The sequence below is a fragment of the Gilvimarinus japonicus genome, assembly GCF_042847215.1.
Lineage (GTDB): Bacteria > Pseudomonadota > Gammaproteobacteria > Pseudomonadales > Cellvibrionaceae > Gilvimarinus > Gilvimarinus japonicus.
The window spans coordinates 4,174,401-4,195,725 of the sequence record NZ_AP031500.1 but is presented as its reverse complement, the minus strand read 5'-3'; the positions used below and the strand labels follow the sequence as shown (position 1 = coordinate 4,195,725).

Below are 21,325 nucleotides of genomic sequence, written 5' to 3'. Positions count from 1 at the left end.
ATCCACACCCCTTATGGATTATTTTTACCAGTAACAGAAAATGTTTTTTTATCCCCAGTAGATGATTGATAAAAAAAACAAAAAGCCCTTTAACCCCGTTAGCGAGAACACCCTCGCAGCCTCCACCAACTTGTGGATAAACCTGTTAACAAACTATTTGTAAGCTGCCTACAAGCTCTGCAAACTTACAAATGAACATAAAACAGGCGATTTGACCGAATAACAATTGATTTAACCGGTGGTTTTATATAAAATCGCGCCTCTTTTCGCACCCAGTGTGAGTATTTGAACAAGGTAATCGGTAGGTTAGCCCCATGAAAAGAACATTTCAGCCCAGCGTATTAAAGCGCGCGCGCACCCACGGTTTCCGCGCTCGTATGGCCACCAAAAACGGTCGTGCCGTATTGGCCCGCCGTCGTGCCAAAGGCCGCAACAGCTTAGCTGTTTAAGCTTTTAGCAACGCGTGTGACCGCAAAGGGCACCGCTATAAGTCTTTGTAAGAGCTCTATTTATCTTGCAAAAACTTATAGCGGTGCCCTTTGCTGTTTGTGCCTATCTACTTATTACCGCTTGAGGCAATAACCTGTGAGCAGCTACGCTTTCCCCAAAGCCCTGCGACTTCTGAAGTCCACCGACTTTCAGGTGGTGTTTGCCAATGCCCCTTTTCGCGCCTCGCAGCAACACCTATTAATACTATCCCGAGCAAATGGCCTAGATCACGCACGCCTTGGTTTAATTATCGCTAAAAAGAACATTCGTCTAGCCGTAAACCGCAACTACGTTAAACGCCGGATTCGCGAAAGTTTTCGTATGCACCAGCAACAATTGCAGGGCTTAGATGTTATTGTACTGGCTCGCCGAGGGCTGGATGAATGCGACGGCAGCAGCATCGAGAAAATGCTGAGTAAACAGTGGCAACGAATCGCCCGCAAACGAGATCAAGCGGCGGCACAACCGCAGGACGATACCCCGTGAGCTGGTTAGCGATTAAGCTAATTCACGCTTACCGCTACCTATTAAGCCCTTGGGTAGGCAATCAGTGCCGTTTTTATCCCACCTGCTCGCATTACAGCGAAGAGGCTATTAATCGGTTTGGGTTTATTAAAGGGGTTTATCTAACCCTACTCCGCCTTTTAAAATGCCACCCTTGGCACCCCGGTGGTTTTGATCCAATACCAGACAACAACCTAACTCAATCGCAGACTACAAATGGCAAAGATTAAGATGGATTGGCAAAAGAACTTGTTACTGGCGGCTATGGCCGCCGTCGTCATTATGCTGATAATGCGTTGGGACGACTATCAACAATCACTCGTTCCCACCGAGCCCGTAGCTGCGACCAGCGCCAATGCTGACAGCTCTATTCCTACAGGCGTCAGCGATAACACAGGTGATGTTCCAAGCCTAACGCCACCTAAAGGTGATGCTGTTAGCGAGCAACCAGTGGCTAGCCAACAAGCCATCAGTGTTGTCACCGACTCCCTAGAGGTGAGTATCGACACCCGTGGCGGTGATATCACCCGAGTGGCACTGCCCCGCCACTACGCCCACATCGACACACCTAACCAGCCTTTTGTGTTAATCCACAGCACCGCTGGCCACACTTATACAGTGCAGAGCGGTTTGGTCGGTAAAAACGGTACCGATAGCGCCAAAGGACGCCCCACATTTACCACCGCCGCCACTCAATATGAGCTACAAGAAGGTCAAGACAGTTTAGAAGTCGACCTAACGCTCACGCAAAACGATGTCACTATCACTAAGCGCTTTACCTTTCACCGGGGTGAATACCGTGTCGATGTCGATTACTTAATAGACAACAACAGTGCTGCCCCTTGGCAGGCAAGTTTATACGGCCAAATTAAACGCGATAGCCACGAACCCAACTCTGATACCGGGATCGGGATGAAGCCATTTGTGGGGGCCGCACTGACCACCAACGATGAACGTTATAAAAAGTTTGATTTTGATGACCTACAAGATAAAACCTTTACCACAAAAATTCAGGGTGGTTGGGTATCGATGGTACAGCACTACTTTATTAGCGCTTGGATCCCTAACGCCGAGTCGCAAAACAACTTCTTTTTGCGTCAGCAAGGGAACAACGATTTATACCTAATGGGCTTTACCAGCGAAGCGGTAACTGTAGCGGCACAAAGCCAAGGCGAAATCCACTCGGAGTTTTATGCGGGCCCTAAAAACACCACCAAGCTTGAAGAGATTTCCAGCTACTTAGACCTAACTGTCGATTACGGTTGGCTCTGGTGGTTAGCCAAGCCCCTGTTCGCGGTTTTGGACTATATACACGGAATAATCGGTAATTGGGGTTTAGCAATTATTGCCGTGACAATTATAATTAAAGCATTCTTCTTTAAGCTAAGCGCCACCAGTTACCGGTCTATGGCTCGGATGCGCAAGCTTGCCCCTAAAATGAAGGAGCTAAAAGAGCGTTACGGCGACGATCGACAAAAAATGTCGCAAGAGACCATGAAGCTCTACAAAACCGAAAAAGTGAACCCTTTGGGTGGCTGCTTACCCATGCTGGTACAGATGCCGGTATTCCTTTCACTTTACTGGGTACTAATGGAGTCGGTCGAGTTACGTCACACGCCGTTTTTGTGGATACCGGACCTTTCGGTTAAAGACCCCATCTTTGTATTGCCCTTGTTAATGGGCTTTACCATGTGGCTCACCATGCGCTTGAGCCCGACACCGCCCGATCCAATGCAAGCCAAGATCATGCAGTTTATGCCTGTGGTATTTACCGCTATGTTCCTCTGGTTCCCCGCAGGCTTGGTACTTTACTGGGTAACCAACAACACTCTGTCGTTCTTGCAGCAAATGTACATCACCAAACAGATCGAAAAAGAGGACACGGTTAAAAGCTAACGATGCACACCAGTAACGACACTATTGCCGCCATCGCCACTGCCCCGGGGCGCGGCGGTGTCGGTATTGTGCGGGTCTCCGGGCCGGGTGCTGCCAAAATAGCCAGCGCCCTAACCGGCCATACCCTGTCCCCTCGACACGCGCATTACCTACCCTTTATCGACGCCCAAAAACGCGAGATAGACCAAGGCATTGCCCTCTACTTCCCAGGGCCCCATTCCTTTACCGGTGAAGACGTTTTAGAGCTGCAAGGCCACGGTGGGCCAGTGGTTATGGGCTTGCTGCTGGAGGCTGTAAAACACCACGGCGCGCGGATGGCCAGGCCCGGAGAATTTTCTGAGCGCGCTTTTTTAAACGACAAGCTCGATCTTGCCCAGGCCGAAGCCATCGCCGACCTAATTGAAGCAAGCTCTGAGCAAGCCGCGCGCAACGCCCTGAGCTCGCTGCAAGGCGTTTTCTCAGATCAGGTTCACGCCCTGGTTGAATCGCTCATCGCGCTGCGTATCTACGTTGAGGCCGCGATCGACTTCCCCGAAGAAGAGATCGATTTTCTCAGCGACGGCAAAGTCCACGCCGACCTAAACACTATTGTCGCCGAGCTTGATGCGCTGATTATCAGGGCGCACCAAGGGCAACTGGTGCGTGACGGTATGCGCGTGGTGATCGCCGGTAAGCCCAATGCCGGTAAGTCGAGCTTGCTAAACGCTTTAGTCGAGCGCGAGAGCGCCATCGTCACCGAGATTGCCGGCACCACCCGCGACGTCCTCAAAGAGCATATTCATATCGACGGTATGCCGTTGCATATTATCGACACCGCAGGCCTGCGCGACGCCTCCGATGCGGTAGAAAAAATCGGTATCGAGCGGGCCTGGGCCGAGATTAATCAAGCCGATCGCATTATTTTGTTAATCGATGCGCAAGAAGCGTTGGATCACCCCGACTGGCAACCCGAGAACGTCTGGCCAGAGTTTACCGACCGGCTGCAACACTCCAATAAAGTCAGTGTGGTGTACAACAAAGTCGATTTAATAGATGAAGCACAACTGCCACAAAACTCAGTGCGTATCAGTGCCAAAACCGGCATAGGGATCGATCACCTAAAAGCCCACTTAAAGTCCTGTATGGGCTACCAAAGCACCACCGAAGGCACCTTTACGGCCAGACAGCGCCACTTAGACGCACTGGCCGCCGCCGCTAGCTGCCTAACCCAAGGCGCTGAGCAGCTCACCTTACACGCCGCCGGCGAGTTACTGGCCGAGGATTTACGCGAGGCGCAAAATCAACTGTCTGAAATCACCGGTGAGTTCACACCGGATGACCTACTAGGTAGAATTTTCTCTAGCTTTTGCATCGGCAAGTAACGCTTCTAATTCGCGTACTATTCACCACAATTTAATAAAACCTCTAACCACTCAAGGATGACTTTATGAAACACCACCCCCTGTTAACTTCGACCCTTTTATGCGCCGGCCTACTGGTTGGCTGTGGCGGCACAACGCCGGTAAAACCCGACATCGACGACCCGAGAGAGTGCGCACAAAACTTTTCATACACAGGAAGCTTTTTATCTGGCCGTACCTATAAAACCTACGCTCATATTAAGGGGGTAGAACAAAAAACCGCGATGAGCCGTGTGGCCCAATTTACGGCTAATGACGGCTGGAACATTAACTCTGTCGATAAAGAATTGGGGATTATCAGCGCTTCGCAGACCGTGAGCTACGGTGACGGAAAAACAGCCCCGCTAAATATAAGCTTTTTACAAAACACTGATGATTTAAAGCTTTCATTAAGCTACTCCACCTCTGGCGGTGTTAGCTCGCCACTCGACGCAATTGTGGATCACTTTTGCAAAACGGTAGAAGCCGCATCGAACTAGTGTAAACAGGGTTAACGGGCAAGTGACCGCCAAAAGTGTGGTCACTTCACCGTGAGACTCACAAAGTTAATCCACTGCCAAGGCTAACCGCTCGGCAAACTGCGGTGAAAACGACAAACCGATCCTGACGACCTTTCCCACCACCTGAGATTGATCCACAAAGCCCCAATAACGAGAGTCGTAGCTGTTGTTGCGATGATCCCCCATCACAAAATACTGCCCATCAGGCACTCGTATTTCGCCTTCAATAGTCGGCAAACCACGAGAGCCGCTGATCTTGATTTTATGGGGCTTAATCCCGCTCGACTCTTGTAACAGATTGTCTGACAGCGCCGTTTGCTGGAGCTTTTTGCCATTTATCCACAGGTCTCGTCCCTGAATGCGCAGTCGATCCCCTGGCACACCGACAACGCGTTTTACCAGGCACTGATCGGTATGAGACGGATAAAAGGTAATAATATCCCCGCGTTGTGGCTCGCCGATACTGAACAGCCGGCTAGAGGTAAAAGGTACCGAGGGACCATAACTCAACTTACTCACCACCAGCACATCACCGGGGGTTATGGTGGGCTCCATCGAGCCCGAAGGTACGTAGTTCCAATCGGCCACGGCGGTACGAAATACCGTCATAGCCAGTAACATTAACAACAGCGAGGCGTAGTTTTTAATGGTTTTACGAAGACGGTTGCAGCGCATAGTAAGGTCCTTGTCAGTGTGAACAACAAGCTTTTAGGCGCCTATGCACATGGTTGGTTCAATCTTAATACAGCCTTAACGTTTGCCCCTAACGTGCTCAATCGCTTACTGCTCTTATTAGAAGCGCATAAAAAGCAAACCGTTACGCAACCTCTACCCCTGTAAACTGTTTATCGCCGAGCGCACCGAGCCCAGATAGCTACTGCCGAATAAATTTAGATGATTTAACAAGTGATACAAATTATAGAGCGATTCACGCGCTTGCCACCGCGCAGGCAGTGGCCACACCTCTTTATAACTGCGATAAAACTCGTGACCAAACCCGCCAAACACCAACGTAAATGCCAAGTCTGCTTCGCGATCACCGTAGTAACTGGCGGGGTCAAATAACACCGGTTGACCGTCCGTTAGGTAACCCTTGTTGCCCCCCCACAAATCACCGTGTAATAAAGAGGCAGGCGGGTTGTGCTCGCGCAATAAATTGTCACTCAGCACCTTGAGTCGCGGAGCGTCTATCCCCAAATTAAAACCGGCACGCTCGGCCATTAGCACTTGAGGGGCCAACCGGCAATCCCACCAAAACTGGGCCCAGTTAGAGTGCCAACCATTGCGCTGCAGGGTCCGTCCTATATAGTTGTTGTATCCCAAACCGTACTGATCGCTCGTTGACTGGTGCAAATGGGCTAGCTGGCGCCCCAGCGCTTGCTCGTCCCCGCTAGCACTTAACGCTACGTGCTGTAAGACCAAAACCCCCACGTTATTCAGCCTGGCAAACCCCACAACCTTCGGGGTTATAGCACTCGCACTCGTCATTAAATTTAGGTTGCTTGCCTCACACGCAAGCAACTCAGACTCTTTATTAAGCTTAATAAAATAGCGGGTTCCATCGCTACTTTTAACCTCTACACACTCATTAATGTCACCACCGGCAACGCTTATCGGCGCATCCGCCGATAACGACAAGCCAAAATGCTCGCTAATCGCGGTAAATAACACAGTATTTATCACCCCTAACACCTTTTTTTAAAAAAATTGTGAGTAAGACATTACCATTTACACACGCCATTAAAGGCAATTTTAACGTCAACCAGTGAGTTATCCATCACGATTGGATAAAGTTACCCACAGCTGCAAGGCCGGCAAAAAGCTAACTTACGAGTGTTATCCACATTTGTTCACAGGTTTATCCCATAACTGATTGTTTTTACGATGCTTTTGATTGTTTTTTCATCATTAACTGGGAAAACCCTGTGTAGCAATCAGGAAAAAGCTGGAGAGCGATTTGGGGATAACTCGAAGAATCCTATTTCGGTGGATAAGTCGCTGTTTCATACCCAGCTTAATAACGCTGTTTTGTCAGTTTATCAGCAGTGGTTAACGGTGGTTGTTATTGCTTTAGCCTTTTGATTTATATAGAAATTTTTAGGTTTTCCACTGATTTCGCTGTGCCTAATTATTACTATAACTTTAATCCTTTATACATATATCTATATATAAATAACTATTTAATTAATTTAATAACTTAAATATCTTTCGCTTAAAGATTGAACATGTTTTGTACAACCGAGCTAAGCACTCTATAATGCTCGCCCTTTTTCACATACGGCAGCCAAGAGGCCTTTGATGAACTTTCCTGAGCGTTTTGACGTTATTGTTGTCGGCGGTGGTCACGCTGGCACTGAAGCTTGTCTTGCTTCAGCGCGAATGGGGTGTCGCACCCTGTTGTTGACGCACAACATCGAAACTCTGGGGCAGATGTCGTGCAATCCGGCTATTGGTGGGATTGGCAAAAGTCACCTAGTAAAAGAAATTGATGCGTTGGGTGGGGCAATGGCCCTAGCTACAGATGCCGGTGGTATTCAGTTTCGGGTACTCAATGCTCGCAAAGGCCCTGCTGTCCGCGCGACTCGCGCGCAAGCCGACCGAGTGTTGTACAAAGCCGCGATTCGGCAAACCCTGGAAAACCAACCTAATTTATGGATTTTTCAGCAAGGCGTCGATGACCTGATTGTGGAGCAAGACCAAGTTCGTGGCGCTGTGACCCAGATGGGCCTGAAGTTTTTTGCCGATCAGGTAGTACTAACCACTGGGACGTTTTTGGGAGGATTAATCCACATTGGAATGCAAAACCACAGTGGTGGGCGCGCTGGCGACCCGCCGGCGCAAGCGTTATCGCAACGTTTGCGCGAGTATCCACTTCGTGTCGACCGGCTAAAGACCGGTACACCGCCGCGCATCGACGCTAAAACGGTCGATTTTAGCGAGTTGCAAGAACAGTGGGGAGATGAGCCGCGGCCGGTAATGTCGGTGCGCGGCAATCGCGACATGCAGCCCAAGCAGGTATGCTGTTGGATTACCCACACCAATGAGAAAACCCACGAGATTATTCGCGGCGGCTTAGATCGCTCGCCGATGTATTCCGGGGTGATCGAAGGTATCGGGCCCCGCTACTGCCCGTCGATTGAAGATAAAATTCATCGCTTTGCCGACAAGCCCAGTCATCAGATATTTATCGAACCCGAGGGGCTGACAACCCACGAGCTCTACCCCAACGGGATCTCCACCAGCTTGCCATTTGATGTGCAAATGAACCTGGTGCGCTCAATTAAGGGCTTTGAAAACGCCCATATCATGCGCCCCGGTTACGCCATCGAATACGACTATTTTAATCCACAGGACTTAAAATACTCGCTGGAGACCAAAGTGATTGGCGGTTTGTATTTTGCCGGCCAAATTAACGGCACGACCGGCTACGAAGAAGCCGGGGCCCAAGGGCTATTGGCCGGGTTAAACGCCGCGCGCCGCGCCCGCGAGCAAGAGGCTTGGTGCCCGCGCCGCGATGAGGCTTACGTCGGGGTGTTGGTGGATGACTTAATTACCATGGGCACCCGCGAACCCTATCGCATGTTTACCAGCCGCGCCGAATACCGTCTGCTGCTGCGCGAAGATAACGCCGATATGCGTTTAACCGAGACCGGCCGAGAGCTGGGCTTGATCGATGACGACCACTGGAAAGCATTTTGCGATAAGCGCGAAGCGGTAACGCTTGAGCGCCAGCGTCTGAAAGATACCTGGGTGCAAGCGGGCTCCGATGCGGCGCAACAGCTAGAGGGCAAAGTGCGCTCTAACCTCACCCGCGAGTACAGCTTGTTTGATTTGCTCAAGCGCCCCGAACTGAACTATGGCGATATTGCCGGGCTCGCGGGGAACGTCGAGGTGGCCGAGGCGGTGGCTGAGCAGATCGAAATTGACGCTAAATACTCGGGTTACATCAGCCGCCAGCAAGAAGAAATCGACCGTTTGCGCGCCCACGAGAATACCCGGTTTCCGGACGAGTTTGATTTTACTGCGGTGGAGGGGTTGTCCAACGAGGTTAAGCAAAAACTCAGCGATGCTCGACCTGAAACTCTGGCCCGGGCCCAACGCATTCCCGGGGTGACGCCAGCGGCGGTGTCACTGCTGTTGGTTTATCTAAAAAAACGCGGCTTACTCAAGCGCGAGCAAGCTAAGGCGAGTTAATGGCAAGTCGTGAGCAACACCGGCGCCAGTTGTGTGCCGGTATTAAGACCTTGGGGTTGGCACTGGAAGATTCAAAGGTCGAGCAATTGCTGGATTATATTACCGAGTTTGCCAAGTGGAATCGCGCCTATAATTTATCGGCGGTGCGCAATATTGACGATATGATTGTGCGGCATTTGCTGGACTCGTTGGCCGTTGTGCCGCATGTTGCCGGTCAGCGGATTATTGATGTGGGAACCGGCGGTGGCTTACCAGGCATCCCTTTGGCAATTTGTTACCCTGAGCGGCAATTCACCTTGCTCGACAGCAATGGCAAAAAAACCCGGTTTATTTTTCACGTTAAAACCTTGCTTGGGTTGCATAACGTGAGGGTGGAGAATGGCCGGGTTGAGGCCTTGGAGCCTACTCAGTTGTTTGATGGTGTGGTTAGTCGTGCGTTTGCCAGCTTGGCGGATATGACCGGCTGGTGCCAACACTTGCTAGCGGCCGGTGGGAAGTTTTACGCCATGAAGGGCCAGTTTCCCAAGGGGGAGTTGGCCGAGATTGCCGATCGCTACCAGCTTGTTGAACGTATCGACTTGCGGGTACCGGGCGAAGCGGGCGAGCGCCACTTGCTGATACTCGATCGCGCGGTTTAAATCGCGCACTCGGCTTGCCCGCACGCGGCAACTGCCACACAATAAGCGCCTCGCCAAATCAAAAGGCTAAATCAAAAGGATAACGACTTGACTAAGATCTACGCTGTTGCCAATCAAAAAGGTGGAGTGGGTAAAACCACCACCTGCGTGAATCTGGCCGCCTCGCTGGTCGCTACCAAAAAACGCGTGTTGTTGGTAGATCTCGACCCGCAGGGCAATGCCACTATGGGCAGCGGTGTGGATAAGTCGGCGCTAGAGCTAACCATTTACGACGTCTTGACCGATCGCGCGGCTATCGCCGAGTGCTTGGTGTTGTCGGACTCAGGCAATTTTCAGGTGCTGCCAGCCAACGGCGATTTAACGGCCGCCGAAGTCGAAATGCTGTCCCTGCCCAACAAAGAGCGTCGTCTCGATAAAGCGCTCTCCGGTGTGATGGGCCAGTTTGATTATATCTTAATCGACTGTCCGCCATCGTTGAACATGCTGACACTTAACGCGTTAGCCGCTTGTCATGGCGTGATTATCCCTATGCAGTGTGAGTACTACGCGCTAGAGGGCCTGTCGGCGTTGGTGGGTACCATCAACCAAATACACGACGTGCTGAATCCTGCGTTAAAAATCGAAGGAATTTTGCGCACCATGTACGACCCGCGCAATAGTTTAACCAACGATGTCTCGGCGCAATTACATCAACACTTTGGCGACCGAGTGTATCGCACCTGCATTCCACGTAATGTGCGCTTGGCAGAGGCGCCCAGCTATGGGCAGCCGGTGATGGTGTACGATCGACAATCCAAAGGCGCTATTTCTTACCTCGCGCTGGCAGGTGAAATTATTCGACGCAATGAGCTCTCTGCAGCGGCAAGCGACGATTCTCTTAACTCTTCGGTGACGCAATAAGCATCGCTCAGTGGTAATACGGGTTTGACCTATGGCAGGAAAACGAAAAGGTTTAGGCAAGGGACTGGATGCTCTGTTGGGCGCAGGCGTGACAATTCCACCCGCTGACGCTGATGAGATAACCACCGATGAGGTTCGCGAGGCACTTGATGGCAAGTTAATGCGTTTGCCAGTCGAGCTAATTTCCCGGGGTAAGTATCAGCCGCGCCGCGATATGCACCCAGAAGCGCTCGAAGAGTTAGCCGATTCTATCCGCGCTCAGGGTGTTATGCAGCCCATCGTGGTGCGGCTAATTGGCGAAGACAAATACGAAATTATTGCCGGCGAACGCCGTTGGCGCGCTACCCAGTTGGCCGGGCTAGATAAAATACCGGCGGTGGTACGCGATGTACCCGACGAAGCCGCCATCGCCATGGCGCTGATTGAAAATATCCAGCGCGAAGATCTTAACCCTATCGAAGAGGCCATGGCCCTCAAGCGTTTGCAGGATGAGTTTGAGCTAACTCATCAAGAGGTGGCGCAAGCGGTGGGTAAGTCTCGCACTACTGTGACCAATCTACTGCGGCTGATTGCGCTCGATGATGACGTTAAAAAACTCTTGGAGCATGGCGATTTAGAAATGGGCCACGCTCGCGCCATACTCTCACTTGAGCCCGAGCAGCAGCGCGAAGTGGCTCGGCAGATTGTCGGCAAAGGTTTAACTGTGCGTCAGGCCGAAGCGCTGGTGCGCAAAATCCAAGAGCAAAAAAATCAAGATTCTGGCGTGGCCCCTGTGGTGGTGTCGGCCGATATCACCCGGCTGCAAAACCAGTTATCCGAAACTTTAGGTGCGGGAGTGGCCATTCAGCACGGCGCTAAGGGCAAGGGTAAGCTGGTGATTAGTTATAACAATCTCGATGAGCTCGATGGTATTTTGGCTCATATCAAATAGCCAGTAACGGTTCGTGGCGTTTTTTAAGTTATCTAGGTTATTTGTACACCTTAACTTTTTGTTAATACCCTGCTAGGCTTTGCCCTCGATTTTGTGGGTTATCCACAGGTATTGGTCTGACCGGTTAAGTAGTGTTAACGCTTGTTTGCCGCTATTCGCCCAAATTCAGGGCATAACAGTGTTAAATGGGCGAGAATGGTTCAGTTACTGTTGAAAGGCTTGTAACAAACCCCCTATAATGCGGCGGCTTTGCGGCTGATCTGTAAGTTGCCGTAAAGCTACTAACGGCGAAAATCGACCAATGCCTGTTACTTATTCACTAAGCAAAGCAGTAACAAGGCACTAAAAGAGAGAATCGATGCCTAGGGCACGCCGTCAAATATCGGCTGTTATTGCCACACTCCCAGTGTTTAAAAGGCTGGTGGTGTTATGGCTGATACTGATGGCTATAAGCGGAGCCGTATTTAGCTGGCATTCGCTGTGGGGGATTTCTTTACTTTGGGGATTTTCCGTGTGTCTGCTGCCGGCAATCGTATTTGCCAGGTTTGCTGGGCAGGTTCGTGGCGCACGGGACATAAGCCAGAGTGTCCATCGGTTTTACAGCGCAGAGTCAGCCAAACTAATACTAACCGCCGCATTATTTGCGGTGGTGTTTACCCGGGATGTGCCAATTAGCATGCCGGTTTTTTTATGCGCGTTTGTGACAGCACAAATAGCGCAGCTGATAGTGATTGCGGCGAGTGTTCGCCAGCGCAATACCCAGTCAAAGACTGGTTAGTACATACGATTTACGACAAATACGCTTTACTACAAAAGTTGAGAGATAGCAGATGGCAGCGGACGGTAACGCACCTACGACCACCGAATATATCCAGCACCACTTGACCAACTGGACCTACGGTAAATTACCTGCCGGTACCTATTGCGACGGCAAAAGTGTGCAAGAGACAACCGGCTGGGCGGTGGCTCACTGCCCCGAAGAAATGTCGGCCATGGGTTTTAACGCCATTCACCTGGACTCTATGCTGTGGTCGATTGGACTTGGGGTTATCTTTTTAGCGCTGTTTCGCTGGTGCGCTAAAAAAGCTCACTCTGGTGTACCTACAGGTATGCTCAACTTTGTTGAAGCTATCATTGAGTTCATTGATAAAAGCGTAAAAGACGCTTTTCAGTATCGCAGCCGTTTTGTCGCGCCCCTGGCTCTGACGATATTTGTCTGGATATTTATGATGAACCTCATGGATTTGGTGCCGGTAGACTGGATACCTCAGCTGGCGGCGTGGATCGCAGGTGACTCACACTTTTACTTCAAGATTGTACCTACCACCGATCCAAACGTGACGTTGGGTATGGGCTTTACCGTGTTTTTCTTAATGATTGCGTTCAGCATCAGGGAAAAAGGCCTTATCGGCTTTGTTAAAGAGCTGACCTTTCACCCATTTCACCCCCCTACTAAAGGCTTGGGTTTGATTATTGCCCCGGTGATTATTCTTATTAACTTTGCGCTTGAGACGGTAACTTTGCTGGCTCGCCCCATTTCACTGGGCTTGCGGTTGTTCGGTAACCTCTATGCCGGTGAAATGATCTTTATTCTGATCGCCACCATGTTTGGTGCTGGTTTGATTCTTGGCCTATTTGCCGGCGTGCTGCAATTGGGCTGGGCACTGTTCCATATTATTGTGATTACCCTTCAGGCGTTTGTGTTTATGGTGTTAACCATTGTCTATATGGCAATGGCGTTCCATAACGACGATGAAGACCAGTTTACGCATTAATTTTTTCACTTTACTTTTTATATTTAAAAATCGAGGAGATATACCATGGGTTTAGCACTGATTGCTGTTGCGCTGTTGATTGGCTTGGGCGCACTGGGTACTGCTATCGGCTTTGCTATTTTGGGCGGTAAGTTGTTGGAAGGTTCTGCCCGTCAGCCAGAGTTGGCTCCAATGTTACAAGGCAAAATGTTCTTGATTGCTGGTCTGCTTGATGCGGTACCAATGATTGGTGTGGGTATTGCCATGTACATTCTGTTCGTTACCGTACCGGGCTTGGCGTAAGTCAACGCTGTTATTAACGCACAGAAACTTCCCATAACAGAGGTGTCGGCGTGAACCTTAATTTAACCATCATTGGACAGTCCATAACGTTCATTGTCTTCGTGCTTATTTGCATGAAGTATATATGGCCTTTTATTACTGCGGCCATGGCTGAGCGTCAAAAGAAAATTGCCGATGGTCTGGCCGCGGCAGATCGTGCAACAAAAGATCTAGAGCTGGCTCAGGACAAAGCAAAGCAGGCACTGCGTGACGCTAAGACTGAAGCTGCCAGCATTCTGGAATCTGCCAACAAGCGCGCGACTCAGATTGTGGAAGAAGCCAAAGAGCAGGCCCGCGACGAAGGTAGTCGTATCAAAGCCGCTGCCCAAGCTGAAGTGGAGCAAGAAGTGAATCGCGCGAAAGAGCAGCTGCGTTCACAAGTAGCAACACTGGCTTTTGCAGGTGCTGAGAAAGTGCTTGAGTCTTCCGTTGACCAGTCTGCGCACAAAGACATGATCGATAAACTGGCTGCCAGTTTGTAAGCGAGGTGAATTGTGGCTGAACTAATTACCCTCGCAAGACCCTATGCTAAGGCGGCGTTCGCGTTTGCCCGCGATCATGGTGAGCTTGCGAGTTGGGCAACACAACTAAAGACCCTGGCTATTGTTAGCGGTTACGACAAAGTAGAAAACGTCGTCTCCTCCCCTGCCCTGACACCAGAGCAGCAAGCAAATACTCTAATAGAGATTTGTGGTGAAGAGCTCGATGCCAAAGTTAAAAACTTTGTTGAGCTGTTGGCAGAAAACAAACGCTTGGCATTGTTGCCCGAGGTGTTCACCCTTTTTGATGCGCTGAAAACCGCTCAAGAGCAAGCTGTCAATGTAGAACTGACAACTGCCTTTGAATTGGATGATACCAGCCAGCAAAAACTAGCGGATGCTCTCAGTGCCAAACTGGCGCGCAAAGTTAAAGTCAGCACAGCGGTTGATTCCCAACTGCTCGCTGGCGTGGTTATCAAGGCGGGTGATTTAGTTATCGACGGCTCCATGCGCGGTCGGTTAGAGAAACTCGCCAAAGCAATCAATTCGTAGGATTGAGGAAAAAAGCATGCAGCAGCTGAATCCATCCGAGATTAGCGAGATTATTAAGCAGCGCATCGAGAAGCTCGATGTGTCTTCCGAGTCCAGCAACCAGGGCACGGTGGTATCTGTATCTGACGGTATTGTTCGTATTAACGGCCTAATGGACGTGATGTACGGTGAAATGATCGAGTTTGAAGGCGGCGTCTACGGTATGGCGCTTAACCTCGAGCAAGACTCGGTAGGCGCGGTTATTTTGGGCGACTACTTCACCATTGCCGAAGGCCAAACTTGTAAATGTACCGGCCGTATTTTGGAAGTACCGGTAGGCCCCGAGCTAGAAGGTCGAGTAGTCGATGCTTTGGGTAACCCTATCGATGGCAAAGGTCCTATCGATGCGAAAGAAACCGACGCAATTGAAAAAGTTGCCCCCGGTGTTATTTGGCGTCAATCGGTAGATCAACCCGTACAAATCGGTCTGAAAGCCGTCGATGCCATGGTACCGATCGGTCGCGGTCAGCGTGAGCTGATTATTGGTGATCGTCAGATTGGTAAATCTGCTATCGCCGTCGATGCCATTATTAACCAGAAAGACTCTGGTATTAAATGTATCTATGTTGCCATTGGTCAAAAAGCGTCTTCTATTGCCGCCGTTGTGCGCAAATTAGAAGAGCACGGCGCAATGGAGCACACCGTTGTAGTTGCCGCAACAGCGTCTGATCCCGCCTCTATGCAGTTTTTGGCCCCGTTTGCCGGCTGTACCATTGGTGAGTACTACCGTGATCGCGGTGAAGATGCTCTGATTATTTACGATGACCTGACCAAGCAAGCTTGGGCTTATCGTCAAATCTCATTGTTGCTACGTCGTCCCCCAGGTCGTGAAGCTTACCCTGGTGACGTTTTCTACTTGCACTCGCGTCTGCTAGAGCGCGCAGCTCGGGTAAACCCAGAGTACGTAGAAAAACAAACCAACGGTGCCGTAAAAGGCAAAACCGGTTCTTTGACCGCCCTGCCTATTATTGAAACCCAAGGTGGTGATGTATCGGCGTTTGTACCAACCAACGTTATCTCGATTACCGACGGTCAGATCTTCCTGGAAGCTGACATGTTCAACTCGGGCATTCGCCCGGCAATGAACGCCGGTGTTTCGGTATCTCGTGTGGGTGGTTCGGCTCAGTCTAAAATCATCAAAAAGCTCTCCGGTGGTATTCGTACCGCGCTGGCTCAGTATCGCGAACTGGCGGCATTTGCCCAGTTTGCCTCTGACTTGGATGAAGCCACTAAAGCTCAGCTAGAGCACGGTGAGCGCGTCACCGAGCTGATGAAGCAGAAGCAATACTCACCCATGAGCATTTCGCAAATGGGCTTGGTTCTGTACTGTGCAAACGAAGGTTACTTAAAAGACGTCGAAACCAAGAAAGTGTTGGATTTTGAATCGGCCTTACTTGCCTACGCGGCATCTGAGCACGGTGAGTTGATGGATGGCATCAACAAGTCGGGCGACTGGAACGGCGATTTGGAAGCACAATTTAAAGCTTTGGTTGAGAAATTTAAGTCTAGCCAAACCTGGTAAGTTGGAGGTGCGCATAGCGCACCTTCTTTGAAGATATCTTGAGGGCCGAGTAATGGCAGGCGCAAAAGAAATTCGTACACAGATTTCGAGCATCAAGAGTACGCAAAAAATTACTAGCGCGATGGAAATGGTCGCCGCCAGTAAAATGCGTAAAGCTCAAGAGCGCATGCAGGTAGGTAAGCCTTATACCTCACGGATGCGTTCGGTGATCGGGCACTTGGCTAATGCCAACCCTGAGTACAAGCACACCTTTATGGAACAGCGCGAGATTAAACGCGTTGGTTTTATTGTGGTGTCTACTGATCGCGGTTTGTGTGGTGGTTTGAACACCAATATGTTCAAAGCCGCTTTACAGTCTATGCGTGGTTACAGTGAACAAGGCTGCAGCGTTGACCTCTGTTTAATTGGCGCTAAAGCGAGTGCTTTTTTTAACCGTTTTGGTGGCAATATTCTCGCCAGCACGCGAGATATTGGCGAGTCTCCTGCGGTTGCTGATTTAATCGGCAGCGTTAAGGTGATGTTAGATTCATACGCTGACAACCAACTCGATAAACTTTATTTGGTAAGCAATGAGTTTGTTAATGCGATGACTCAAAGCCCCACAGTGACACAGTTGTTGCCACTGCAGCCAAATGAAGACGAAGCGTTTCAACACCACTGGGATTACTTGTACGAGCCGGATGCTGAAGAGCTACTGGAAGGCTTATTGACTCGTTACATTGAGTCGCAAGTGTATCAAGCAGTGGTAGAAAATAGCGCGTGTGAGCAAGCGGCCCGTATGATTGCTATGAAGAGCGCCACCGATAACGCTGGCGATATGATCGACGATCTGCAACTTGTGTATAACAAGGCGCGTCAAGCGGCGATTACTCAAGAGCTTTCAGAAATTGTGGGTGGAGCTGCCGCTGTTTCTTGATAACAGACGGCCTTACACAAAAAGAATTTTAGCTTAAATCTTCAGGCGTTAGCCTGGAATAAAGAGGAACCGGAAATGAGTAGCGGACGTATCGTACAGATTATCGGCGCTGTAATTGACGTGGAATTCCCACGCGATGAAGTGCCACAAATATATGATGCACTGACCATCACCGAAAAAAACCTGACCTTGGAAGTACAGCAGCAATTAGGTGACGGTGTGGTACGCACCATTGCACTGGGCTCCTCTGAAGGTTTACGTCGTGGCTTAAGTGTCGATAACACCAAAGACGCGATTAGAGTCCCGGTAGGTAAAGAAACCCTGGGTCGCATTATGAATGTGTTGGGTGAGCCTATCGATGAGGTTGGCCCAATCGGCGAGCAAGAGCGGATGAAAATTCACCGCGAAGCGCCGGCCTATGCTGATCTGGCTGCCTCTAACGAGTTGTTAGAAACCGGTATTAAAGTTATCGACTTGGTTTGTCCTTTCGCCAAGGGTGGTAAAGTTGGTTTGTTTGGTGGTGCCGGTGTTGGTAAAACCGTAAACATGATGGAGCTGATCAACAACATCGCAAAAGAGCACAGTGGTTTGTCTGTGTTTGCCGGTGTGGGTGAGCGTACTCGTGAAGGTAACGACTTTTACTACGAGATGAAAGAGTCCAATGTTTTGGACAAAGTTGCCATGGTTTACGGCCAGATGAACGAGCCACCGGGTAACCGTTTGCGCGTTGCACTGACCGGGCTGACAATGGCCGAGAAATTCCGTGACGAAGGCAAAGACGTACTCTTTTTCGTCGATAACATTTACCGTTATACCCTTGCGGGTACCGAAGTATCAGCCCTGTTGGGTCGTATGCCATCGGCGGTGGGTTATCAGCCAACACTGGCGGAAGAGATGGGTGTACTGCAAGAGCGTATTACCTCGACTAAGACTGGCTCTATTACCTCTATTCAGGCCGTTTACGTACCTGCGGATGACTTGACTGACCCGTCGCCAGCAACCACCTTTGCTCACTTGGACTCAACCGTAACCCTGAGCCGTGACATTGCCTCTAAAGGTATTTACCCAGCGGTTGATCCACTGGATTCTACCTCGCGTCAGCTCGACCCATTAATTATTGGTCAAGAGCACTATGACGTAGCCCGTGGCGTACAGATGGTATTGCAGCGCTATAAAGAGCTGAAAGACATCATCGCTATTTTGGGGATGGACGAGCTCTCGGAAGAAGATAAGCAATCGGTCGCCCGTGCTCGTAAGATCGAGCGTTTCTTGTCGCAGCCTTTCCATGTTGCCGAAGTATTTACCGGTTCGCCCGGTACTTACGTATCACTGAAAGAAACCATCCGTGGTTTCCAAGGTATCTTGAGCGGCGATTACGATCACCTGCCCGAGCAGGCGTTCTACATGGTCGGCACGATCGACGAAGCGATCGAAAAAGCCGAAAAAATGAAGTAAATGGGCCGCGGCTTCGGCCGCCCCTTCAAGCTTAAGAGGCAGATTATGGCAATGACTATACATTGCGATATTGTCAGTGCAGAGAGTGAGATTTTCTCCGGTCTGGTTGAACTGGTTGTTTTAACAGGTTCACTGGGGGATCTCGGCATTACGTATGGTCACGCTCCATTACTGACAGGTCTTGCACCAGGTCCGGTTCGCCTGAAAAAGCAAGGCGGCGAAGAAGAAGTGTATTATGTTTCCGGTGGTTTTTTAGAGGTTCAACCAAACCTTGTCACTGTATTGGCAGACACCGCACTGCGTGCTACCGATATGGATGAAGCGGCCGCTGAAAACGCTAAAAAAGAAGCAGCTGCTAAGCTGTTGAGTCAATCGAGCGAAATAGATTACTCAAAAGCGGCGATCCAACTGGCTGAAGCCTCGGCGCAATTGCGGGCACTTCAAGCGATTCGTCGCAACACACGCAAATAGCCTGAACTTTTTCAGTGTTAGGTTGTTAAAAGGGTAGCTTTGGCTACCCTTTTTTGTTTGTATTGCGCTTTTAGGCGTCGCTACCGATAGGCGAATACAACGGAGACTTAAAGATGCTGGATGTCGTTATTCTTGCCGCGGGAAAAGGCACCCGCATGAACTCAAACCGTCCTAAGGTTCTGCATTCGATAGCGGGCAAGCCTATGCTGCATCACGTTATTGACAGTGTGGATGCCTTGAACGCCAACGCCATACAAAAGTTGGTTGTGGTGGGGCACGGTGCCGAGCAAGTGATAACGTCTGTGGCGGACCGAGACTGTCAATGTGTTACCCAAACGGAGCAGCTAGGTACCGGTCATGCGGTTATGCAAGCGTTGCCGGCGCTACGGCCCGATGCGCTAGTACTTATTCTTTACGCGGATGTTCCCCTCATCAGCGCTGACTCTTTGCAAGCGCTAATGGCGTCAGCGGTCGATGGCGCGATGGGGTTGATGACGGTTGAGTTGCCTAACCCAAGTGGTTACGGGCGAATATTACGCAACGATGGCGGAGATGTCCTGGCCATTGTCGAAGAGAAAGACGCTACACCCGAGCAAAAAACCATCACTGAAGTAAACACCGGTATTATGGCTGTCCCAGCTGCCAAGCTAACCGAGTGGTTGCCAGAACTATCTAACGACAACGCTCAAGGCGAGTACTATTTAACCGATATTATTGCTAAAGCTCGTGCCGATGGTACGGCGATTAACGTTTATCAATCGCCCTCTGTAGAAGAGGTAGAAGGTGTCAATAACCGCCGCCAACAGGCCAAGCTTGAACGACTGTATCAACAGCGTCAGGCAGAAGCTTTATTGGATCGCGGTGTGTATCTGGCTGACCCCGGCCGCTTTGATTGTCGCGGTACATTAGTTGCCGGTCGCGATGTCGAAATTGATATAAACGTTATTATTGAAGGTTCGGTTGAACTGGGTGATAACGTTAAGATTGGCGCCAATTGTCACATCAAAGATTCCGCTATTGCCAGTAATACTGAGATTAAAGCGAATAGTGTGCTGGAAAGCGCGGTGGTTGCCGATGCTTGTGTTATTGGACCGTTTGCGCGCTTGCGACCTGGTACGATATTGCACAGCGGCGCTAAAGTAGGAAATTTTGTCGAGGTTAAAAAAGCTGTTATTGGTGAAGGCAGCAAGGTAAATCACTTAAGTTATATTGGCGATTGTGAAATGGGCGCCCGGGTCAACGTTGGCGCTGGCACCATTACCTGTAATTACGATGGAATCAACAAATTTAAAACCGCCATCGGTGATGACGTATTCGTGGGCTCCAACAGCGCTTTAGTGGCGCCTGTAACCTTGGGCAATAGCGCAACAGTTGGAGCTGGCAGTGTCGTTACTCACGATGTAAAAGCCAATGAACTTACAGTCGCCCGTGCGCGTCAGCGCGCCATTGCTGGGTGGCAGCGCCCGGTAAAACTGCCTAAATAGGCGCAACCTATGTGCGAGATACTCTGTGCAATGGATTGAAGTTGTTGTACTGGCGTTAATACAGGGGCTAACCGAGTTTCTGCCGGTTTCGAGCAGCGCCCACCTGTTGTTAGTGCCACTTTTTACCGACTGGCCAGATCAGGGGTTAGTGTTTGATATCGCGGTACACTTTGGCAGTTTGCTCGCGGTTATTTTCTATTTTCGCCGTGACCTAGCGGCACTCATTCGCGGTTGGCTTGGTTCATTGTTGGGGCGGGGGATCAATCCAGAGGCACGGCTAGCGTGGGCAATTATTTGGGCGACTATCCCTGTAGGCATCGTTGGTTTATTAATCAAAGACGTTGTCGAAACCTCCATGCGTAGCGGTTATTTTATGGGCTACAGCTTGATAGGTTTTGGTTTGCTCTTAGGGTACGCCGACTGGCGTTACACTCGTAAGTACGCAAACGATACCGCGGTTAATAACGCAGATGAGTATCATCTTAGTAAAACTCAGATTATTGTCATTGGTTTATTTCAGGCATTGGCTTTAATACCTGGTACGTCACGCTCAGGTATAACCATAACAGCGGCATTGTTAATGGGGGTTAATCGAGAAGCCAGCGCACGATTTTCATTTTTATTAAGTATCCCAGTCATCGTATTGGCCGCCGGGCTGCAAACGGTTGATGTGATGATGCAACCCATGCCTATTCCTTGGTTTCAGCTTTTAGTGGCAACGGCTCTCAGTGCGCTTAGTGCGTATATTTGCATACGGCTATTTCTGGCTGTGATACGTCGTATTGGTATGCAGCCGTTTGTGTTCTATCGCATCGTTTTAGGTGCGTACCTTCTGTACAGTTTTTATTGATCGAGAGGA

Annotated in this window: 23 protein-coding genes; 21 read left to right on the top strand and 2 right to left on the bottom strand. The window is 50.1% G+C overall.

Translation table 11 applies throughout. From position 1 onward, the window contains the following. The first annotated feature begins 314 nt into the window (after window positions 1-314). From rpmH to ACGHAD_RS17840, 6 genes are all read left to right on the top strand, one after another. Entirely contained in the window at window positions 315-449 is a 135-nt protein-coding gene (gene rpmH / locus ACGHAD_RS17865) for a 50S ribosomal protein L34 (protein WP_339616955.1), read from the top strand. Window positions 450-585: 136 nt separating this feature from the next. Continuing rightward, entirely contained in the window at window positions 586-975 is a 390-nt protein-coding gene (gene rnpA / locus ACGHAD_RS17860; protein WP_339616954.1) for a ribonuclease P protein component, read from the top strand. Beyond that, window positions 912-1,223 (top strand): membrane protein insertion efficiency factor YidD, encoded by a 312-nt coding sequence (gene yidD / locus ACGHAD_RS17855; protein WP_390403036.1) that lies wholly within the window; start codon window positions 912-914, stop codon window positions 1,221-1,223. The genes rnpA and yidD overlap by 64 nt, the downstream gene beginning before the upstream one ends. 1 nt (window position 1,224) lies before the next feature. After that, window positions 1,225-2,889, top strand: coding sequence for a membrane protein insertase YidC (gene yidC / locus ACGHAD_RS17850; protein ID WP_382414892.1), 1,665 nt, complete (start codon window positions 1,225-1,227; stop codon window positions 2,887-2,889). Between the two features lie 2 nt (window positions 2,890-2,891). Beyond that, entirely contained in the window at window positions 2,892-4,250 is a 1,359-nt protein-coding gene (gene mnmE, locus ACGHAD_RS17845) for a tRNA uridine-5-carboxymethylaminomethyl(34) synthesis GTPase MnmE (protein ID WP_382414274.1), read from the top strand. 65 nt (window positions 4,251-4,315) lie between these two features. After that, window positions 4,316-4,768, top strand: a complete 453-nt coding sequence (locus ACGHAD_RS17840; RefSeq protein WP_382414276.1) for a hypothetical protein — start codon at window positions 4,316-4,318, stop codon at window positions 4,766-4,768. Between the two features lie 66 nt (window positions 4,769-4,834). Here the strand turns inward: ACGHAD_RS17840 and lepB are convergent, their stop codons facing one another. Together lepB and ACGHAD_RS17830 are read right to left on the bottom strand one after the other, a co-directional pair. Further along, window positions 4,835-5,464, bottom strand: coding sequence for a signal peptidase I (gene lepB / locus ACGHAD_RS17835; RefSeq protein ID WP_382414278.1), 630 nt, complete (start codon window positions 5,462-5,464; stop codon window positions 4,835-4,837). A 153-nt stretch (window positions 5,465-5,617) separates the two neighbouring features. Then, on the bottom strand, window positions 5,618-6,472 hold the full coding sequence (locus tag ACGHAD_RS17830; RefSeq protein ID WP_382414280.1) for a fructosamine kinase family protein: 855 nt from the start codon (window positions 6,470-6,472) through the stop codon (window positions 5,618-5,620). A gap of 615 nt (window positions 6,473-7,087) precedes the next feature. On the opposite strand from ACGHAD_RS17830, the gene mnmG reads away from it, so the two are divergent. The 15 genes from mnmG to ACGHAD_RS17755 all read left to right on the top strand — a co-directional run bounded on the left by mnmG (window position 7,088) and on the right by ACGHAD_RS17755 (window position 21,316). Beyond that, complete coding sequence (mnmG, locus tag ACGHAD_RS17825; RefSeq protein WP_339616948.1) at window positions 7,088-8,983, top strand: tRNA uridine-5-carboxymethylaminomethyl(34) synthesis enzyme MnmG; 1,896 nt, start codon at window positions 7,088-7,090, stop codon at window positions 8,981-8,983. Beyond that, window positions 8,983-9,621, top strand: coding sequence for a 16S rRNA (guanine(527)-N(7))-methyltransferase RsmG (gene rsmG, locus ACGHAD_RS17820; protein WP_382414282.1), 639 nt, complete (start codon window positions 8,983-8,985; stop codon window positions 9,619-9,621). Before mnmG ends, rsmG begins: the two co-directional genes overlap by 1 nt. A gap of 87 nt (window positions 9,622-9,708) precedes the next feature. After that, window positions 9,709-10,521 (top strand): ParA family protein, encoded by an 813-nt coding sequence (locus tag ACGHAD_RS17815; protein WP_339616946.1) that lies wholly within the window; start codon window positions 9,709-9,711, stop codon window positions 10,519-10,521. Window positions 10,522-10,552: 31 nt separating this feature from the next. Then, complete coding sequence (locus tag ACGHAD_RS17810) at window positions 10,553-11,452, top strand: ParB/RepB/Spo0J family partition protein (RefSeq protein WP_339616945.1); 900 nt, start codon at window positions 10,553-10,555, stop codon at window positions 11,450-11,452. Window positions 11,453-11,810: 358 nt separating this feature from the next. Next, window positions 11,811-12,230 (top strand): ATP synthase subunit I, encoded by a 420-nt coding sequence (locus ACGHAD_RS17805; RefSeq protein ID WP_382414285.1) that lies wholly within the window; start codon window positions 11,811-11,813, stop codon window positions 12,228-12,230. A 52-nt stretch (window positions 12,231-12,282) separates the two neighbouring features. Further along, window positions 12,283-13,227 (top strand): F0F1 ATP synthase subunit A, encoded by a 945-nt coding sequence (gene atpB, locus ACGHAD_RS17800; protein ID WP_339616944.1) that lies wholly within the window; start codon window positions 12,283-12,285, stop codon window positions 13,225-13,227. Window positions 13,228-13,272: 45 nt separating this feature from the next. Next, entirely contained in the window at window positions 13,273-13,509 is a 237-nt protein-coding gene (gene atpE, locus ACGHAD_RS17795; protein WP_020208604.1) for a F0F1 ATP synthase subunit C, read from the top strand. A gap of 50 nt (window positions 13,510-13,559) precedes the next feature. Continuing rightward, entirely contained in the window at window positions 13,560-14,030 is a 471-nt protein-coding gene (locus tag ACGHAD_RS17790) for a F0F1 ATP synthase subunit B (RefSeq protein WP_339616943.1), read from the top strand. Between the two features lie 12 nt (window positions 14,031-14,042). Further along, complete coding sequence (locus tag ACGHAD_RS17785) at window positions 14,043-14,579, top strand: F0F1 ATP synthase subunit delta (RefSeq protein ID WP_382414288.1); 537 nt, start codon at window positions 14,043-14,045, stop codon at window positions 14,577-14,579. 16 nt (window positions 14,580-14,595) lie between these two features. Further along, a complete protein-coding gene (gene atpA / locus ACGHAD_RS17780; protein WP_339616941.1) occupies window positions 14,596-16,140 on the top strand; it encodes a F0F1 ATP synthase subunit alpha in 1,545 nt (514 codons plus the stop codon). Window positions 16,141-16,192: 52 nt separating this feature from the next. Then, window positions 16,193-17,056: a F0F1 ATP synthase subunit gamma gene (gene atpG / locus ACGHAD_RS17775; protein WP_339616940.1), complete on the top strand. Its 864-nt coding sequence runs from the start codon at window positions 16,193-16,195 to the stop codon at window positions 17,054-17,056. A 75-nt stretch (window positions 17,057-17,131) separates the two neighbouring features. Continuing rightward, complete coding sequence (atpD, locus tag ACGHAD_RS17770; RefSeq protein ID WP_339616939.1) at window positions 17,132-18,511, top strand: F0F1 ATP synthase subunit beta; 1,380 nt, start codon at window positions 17,132-17,134, stop codon at window positions 18,509-18,511. Between the two features lie 45 nt (window positions 18,512-18,556). Further along, window positions 18,557-18,982: a F0F1 ATP synthase subunit epsilon gene (locus ACGHAD_RS17765; RefSeq protein WP_339616938.1), complete on the top strand. Its 426-nt coding sequence runs from the start codon at window positions 18,557-18,559 to the stop codon at window positions 18,980-18,982. Window positions 18,983-19,095: 113 nt separating this feature from the next. Then, complete coding sequence (gene glmU / locus ACGHAD_RS17760; protein ID WP_339616937.1) at window positions 19,096-20,466, top strand: bifunctional UDP-N-acetylglucosamine diphosphorylase/glucosamine-1-phosphate N-acetyltransferase GlmU; 1,371 nt, start codon at window positions 19,096-19,098, stop codon at window positions 20,464-20,466. A 25-nt stretch (window positions 20,467-20,491) separates the two neighbouring features. Beyond that, window positions 20,492-21,316 (top strand): undecaprenyl-diphosphate phosphatase, encoded by an 825-nt coding sequence (locus ACGHAD_RS17755; RefSeq protein ID WP_382414292.1) that lies wholly within the window; start codon window positions 20,492-20,494, stop codon window positions 21,314-21,316. The last annotated feature ends 9 nt before the right edge of the window (window positions 21,317-21,325 follow it).

Excerpts from the sequence above, each read along its gene's own strand:
- rpmH (WP_339616955.1), top strand. The coding sequence starts at position 315 with ATGAAAAGAACATTTCAGCCCAGCGTATTAAAGCGCGCGCGCACCCAC.
- yidC (WP_382414892.1), top strand. The coding sequence starts at position 1,225 with ATGGATTGGCAAAAGAACTTGTTACTGGCGGCTATGGCCGCCGTCGTC.
- mnmE (WP_382414274.1), top strand. The coding sequence starts at position 2,892 with ATGCACACCAGTAACGACACTATTGCCGCCATCGCCACTGCCCCGGGG.
- ACGHAD_RS17840 (WP_382414276.1), top strand. The coding sequence starts at position 4,316 with ATGAAACACCACCCCCTGTTAACTTCGACCCTTTTATGCGCCGGCCTA.
- lepB (WP_382414278.1), bottom strand. The coding sequence starts at position 5,464 with ATGCGCTGCAACCGTCTTCGTAAAACCATTAAAAACTACGCCTCGCTG.
- mnmG (WP_339616948.1), top strand. The coding sequence starts at position 7,088 with ATGAACTTTCCTGAGCGTTTTGACGTTATTGTTGTCGGCGGTGGTCAC.
- rsmG (WP_382414282.1), top strand. The coding sequence starts at position 8,983 with ATGGCAAGTCGTGAGCAACACCGGCGCCAGTTGTGTGCCGGTATTAAG.
- ACGHAD_RS17810 (WP_339616945.1), top strand. The coding sequence starts at position 10,553 with ATGGCAGGAAAACGAAAAGGTTTAGGCAAGGGACTGGATGCTCTGTTG.
- ACGHAD_RS17805 (WP_382414285.1), top strand. The coding sequence starts at position 11,811 with ATGCCTAGGGCACGCCGTCAAATATCGGCTGTTATTGCCACACTCCCA.
- atpB (WP_339616944.1), top strand. The coding sequence starts at position 12,283 with ATGGCAGCGGACGGTAACGCACCTACGACCACCGAATATATCCAGCAC.
- atpE (WP_020208604.1), top strand. The coding sequence starts at position 13,273 with ATGGGTTTAGCACTGATTGCTGTTGCGCTGTTGATTGGCTTGGGCGCA.
- atpA (WP_339616941.1), top strand. The coding sequence starts at position 14,596 with ATGCAGCAGCTGAATCCATCCGAGATTAGCGAGATTATTAAGCAGCGC.
- atpG (WP_339616940.1), top strand. The coding sequence starts at position 16,193 with ATGGCAGGCGCAAAAGAAATTCGTACACAGATTTCGAGCATCAAGAGT.
- atpD (WP_339616939.1), top strand. The coding sequence starts at position 17,132 with ATGAGTAGCGGACGTATCGTACAGATTATCGGCGCTGTAATTGACGTG.
- ACGHAD_RS17765 (WP_339616938.1), top strand. The coding sequence starts at position 18,557 with ATGGCAATGACTATACATTGCGATATTGTCAGTGCAGAGAGTGAGATT.
- glmU (WP_339616937.1), top strand. The coding sequence starts at position 19,096 with ATGCTGGATGTCGTTATTCTTGCCGCGGGAAAAGGCACCCGCATGAAC.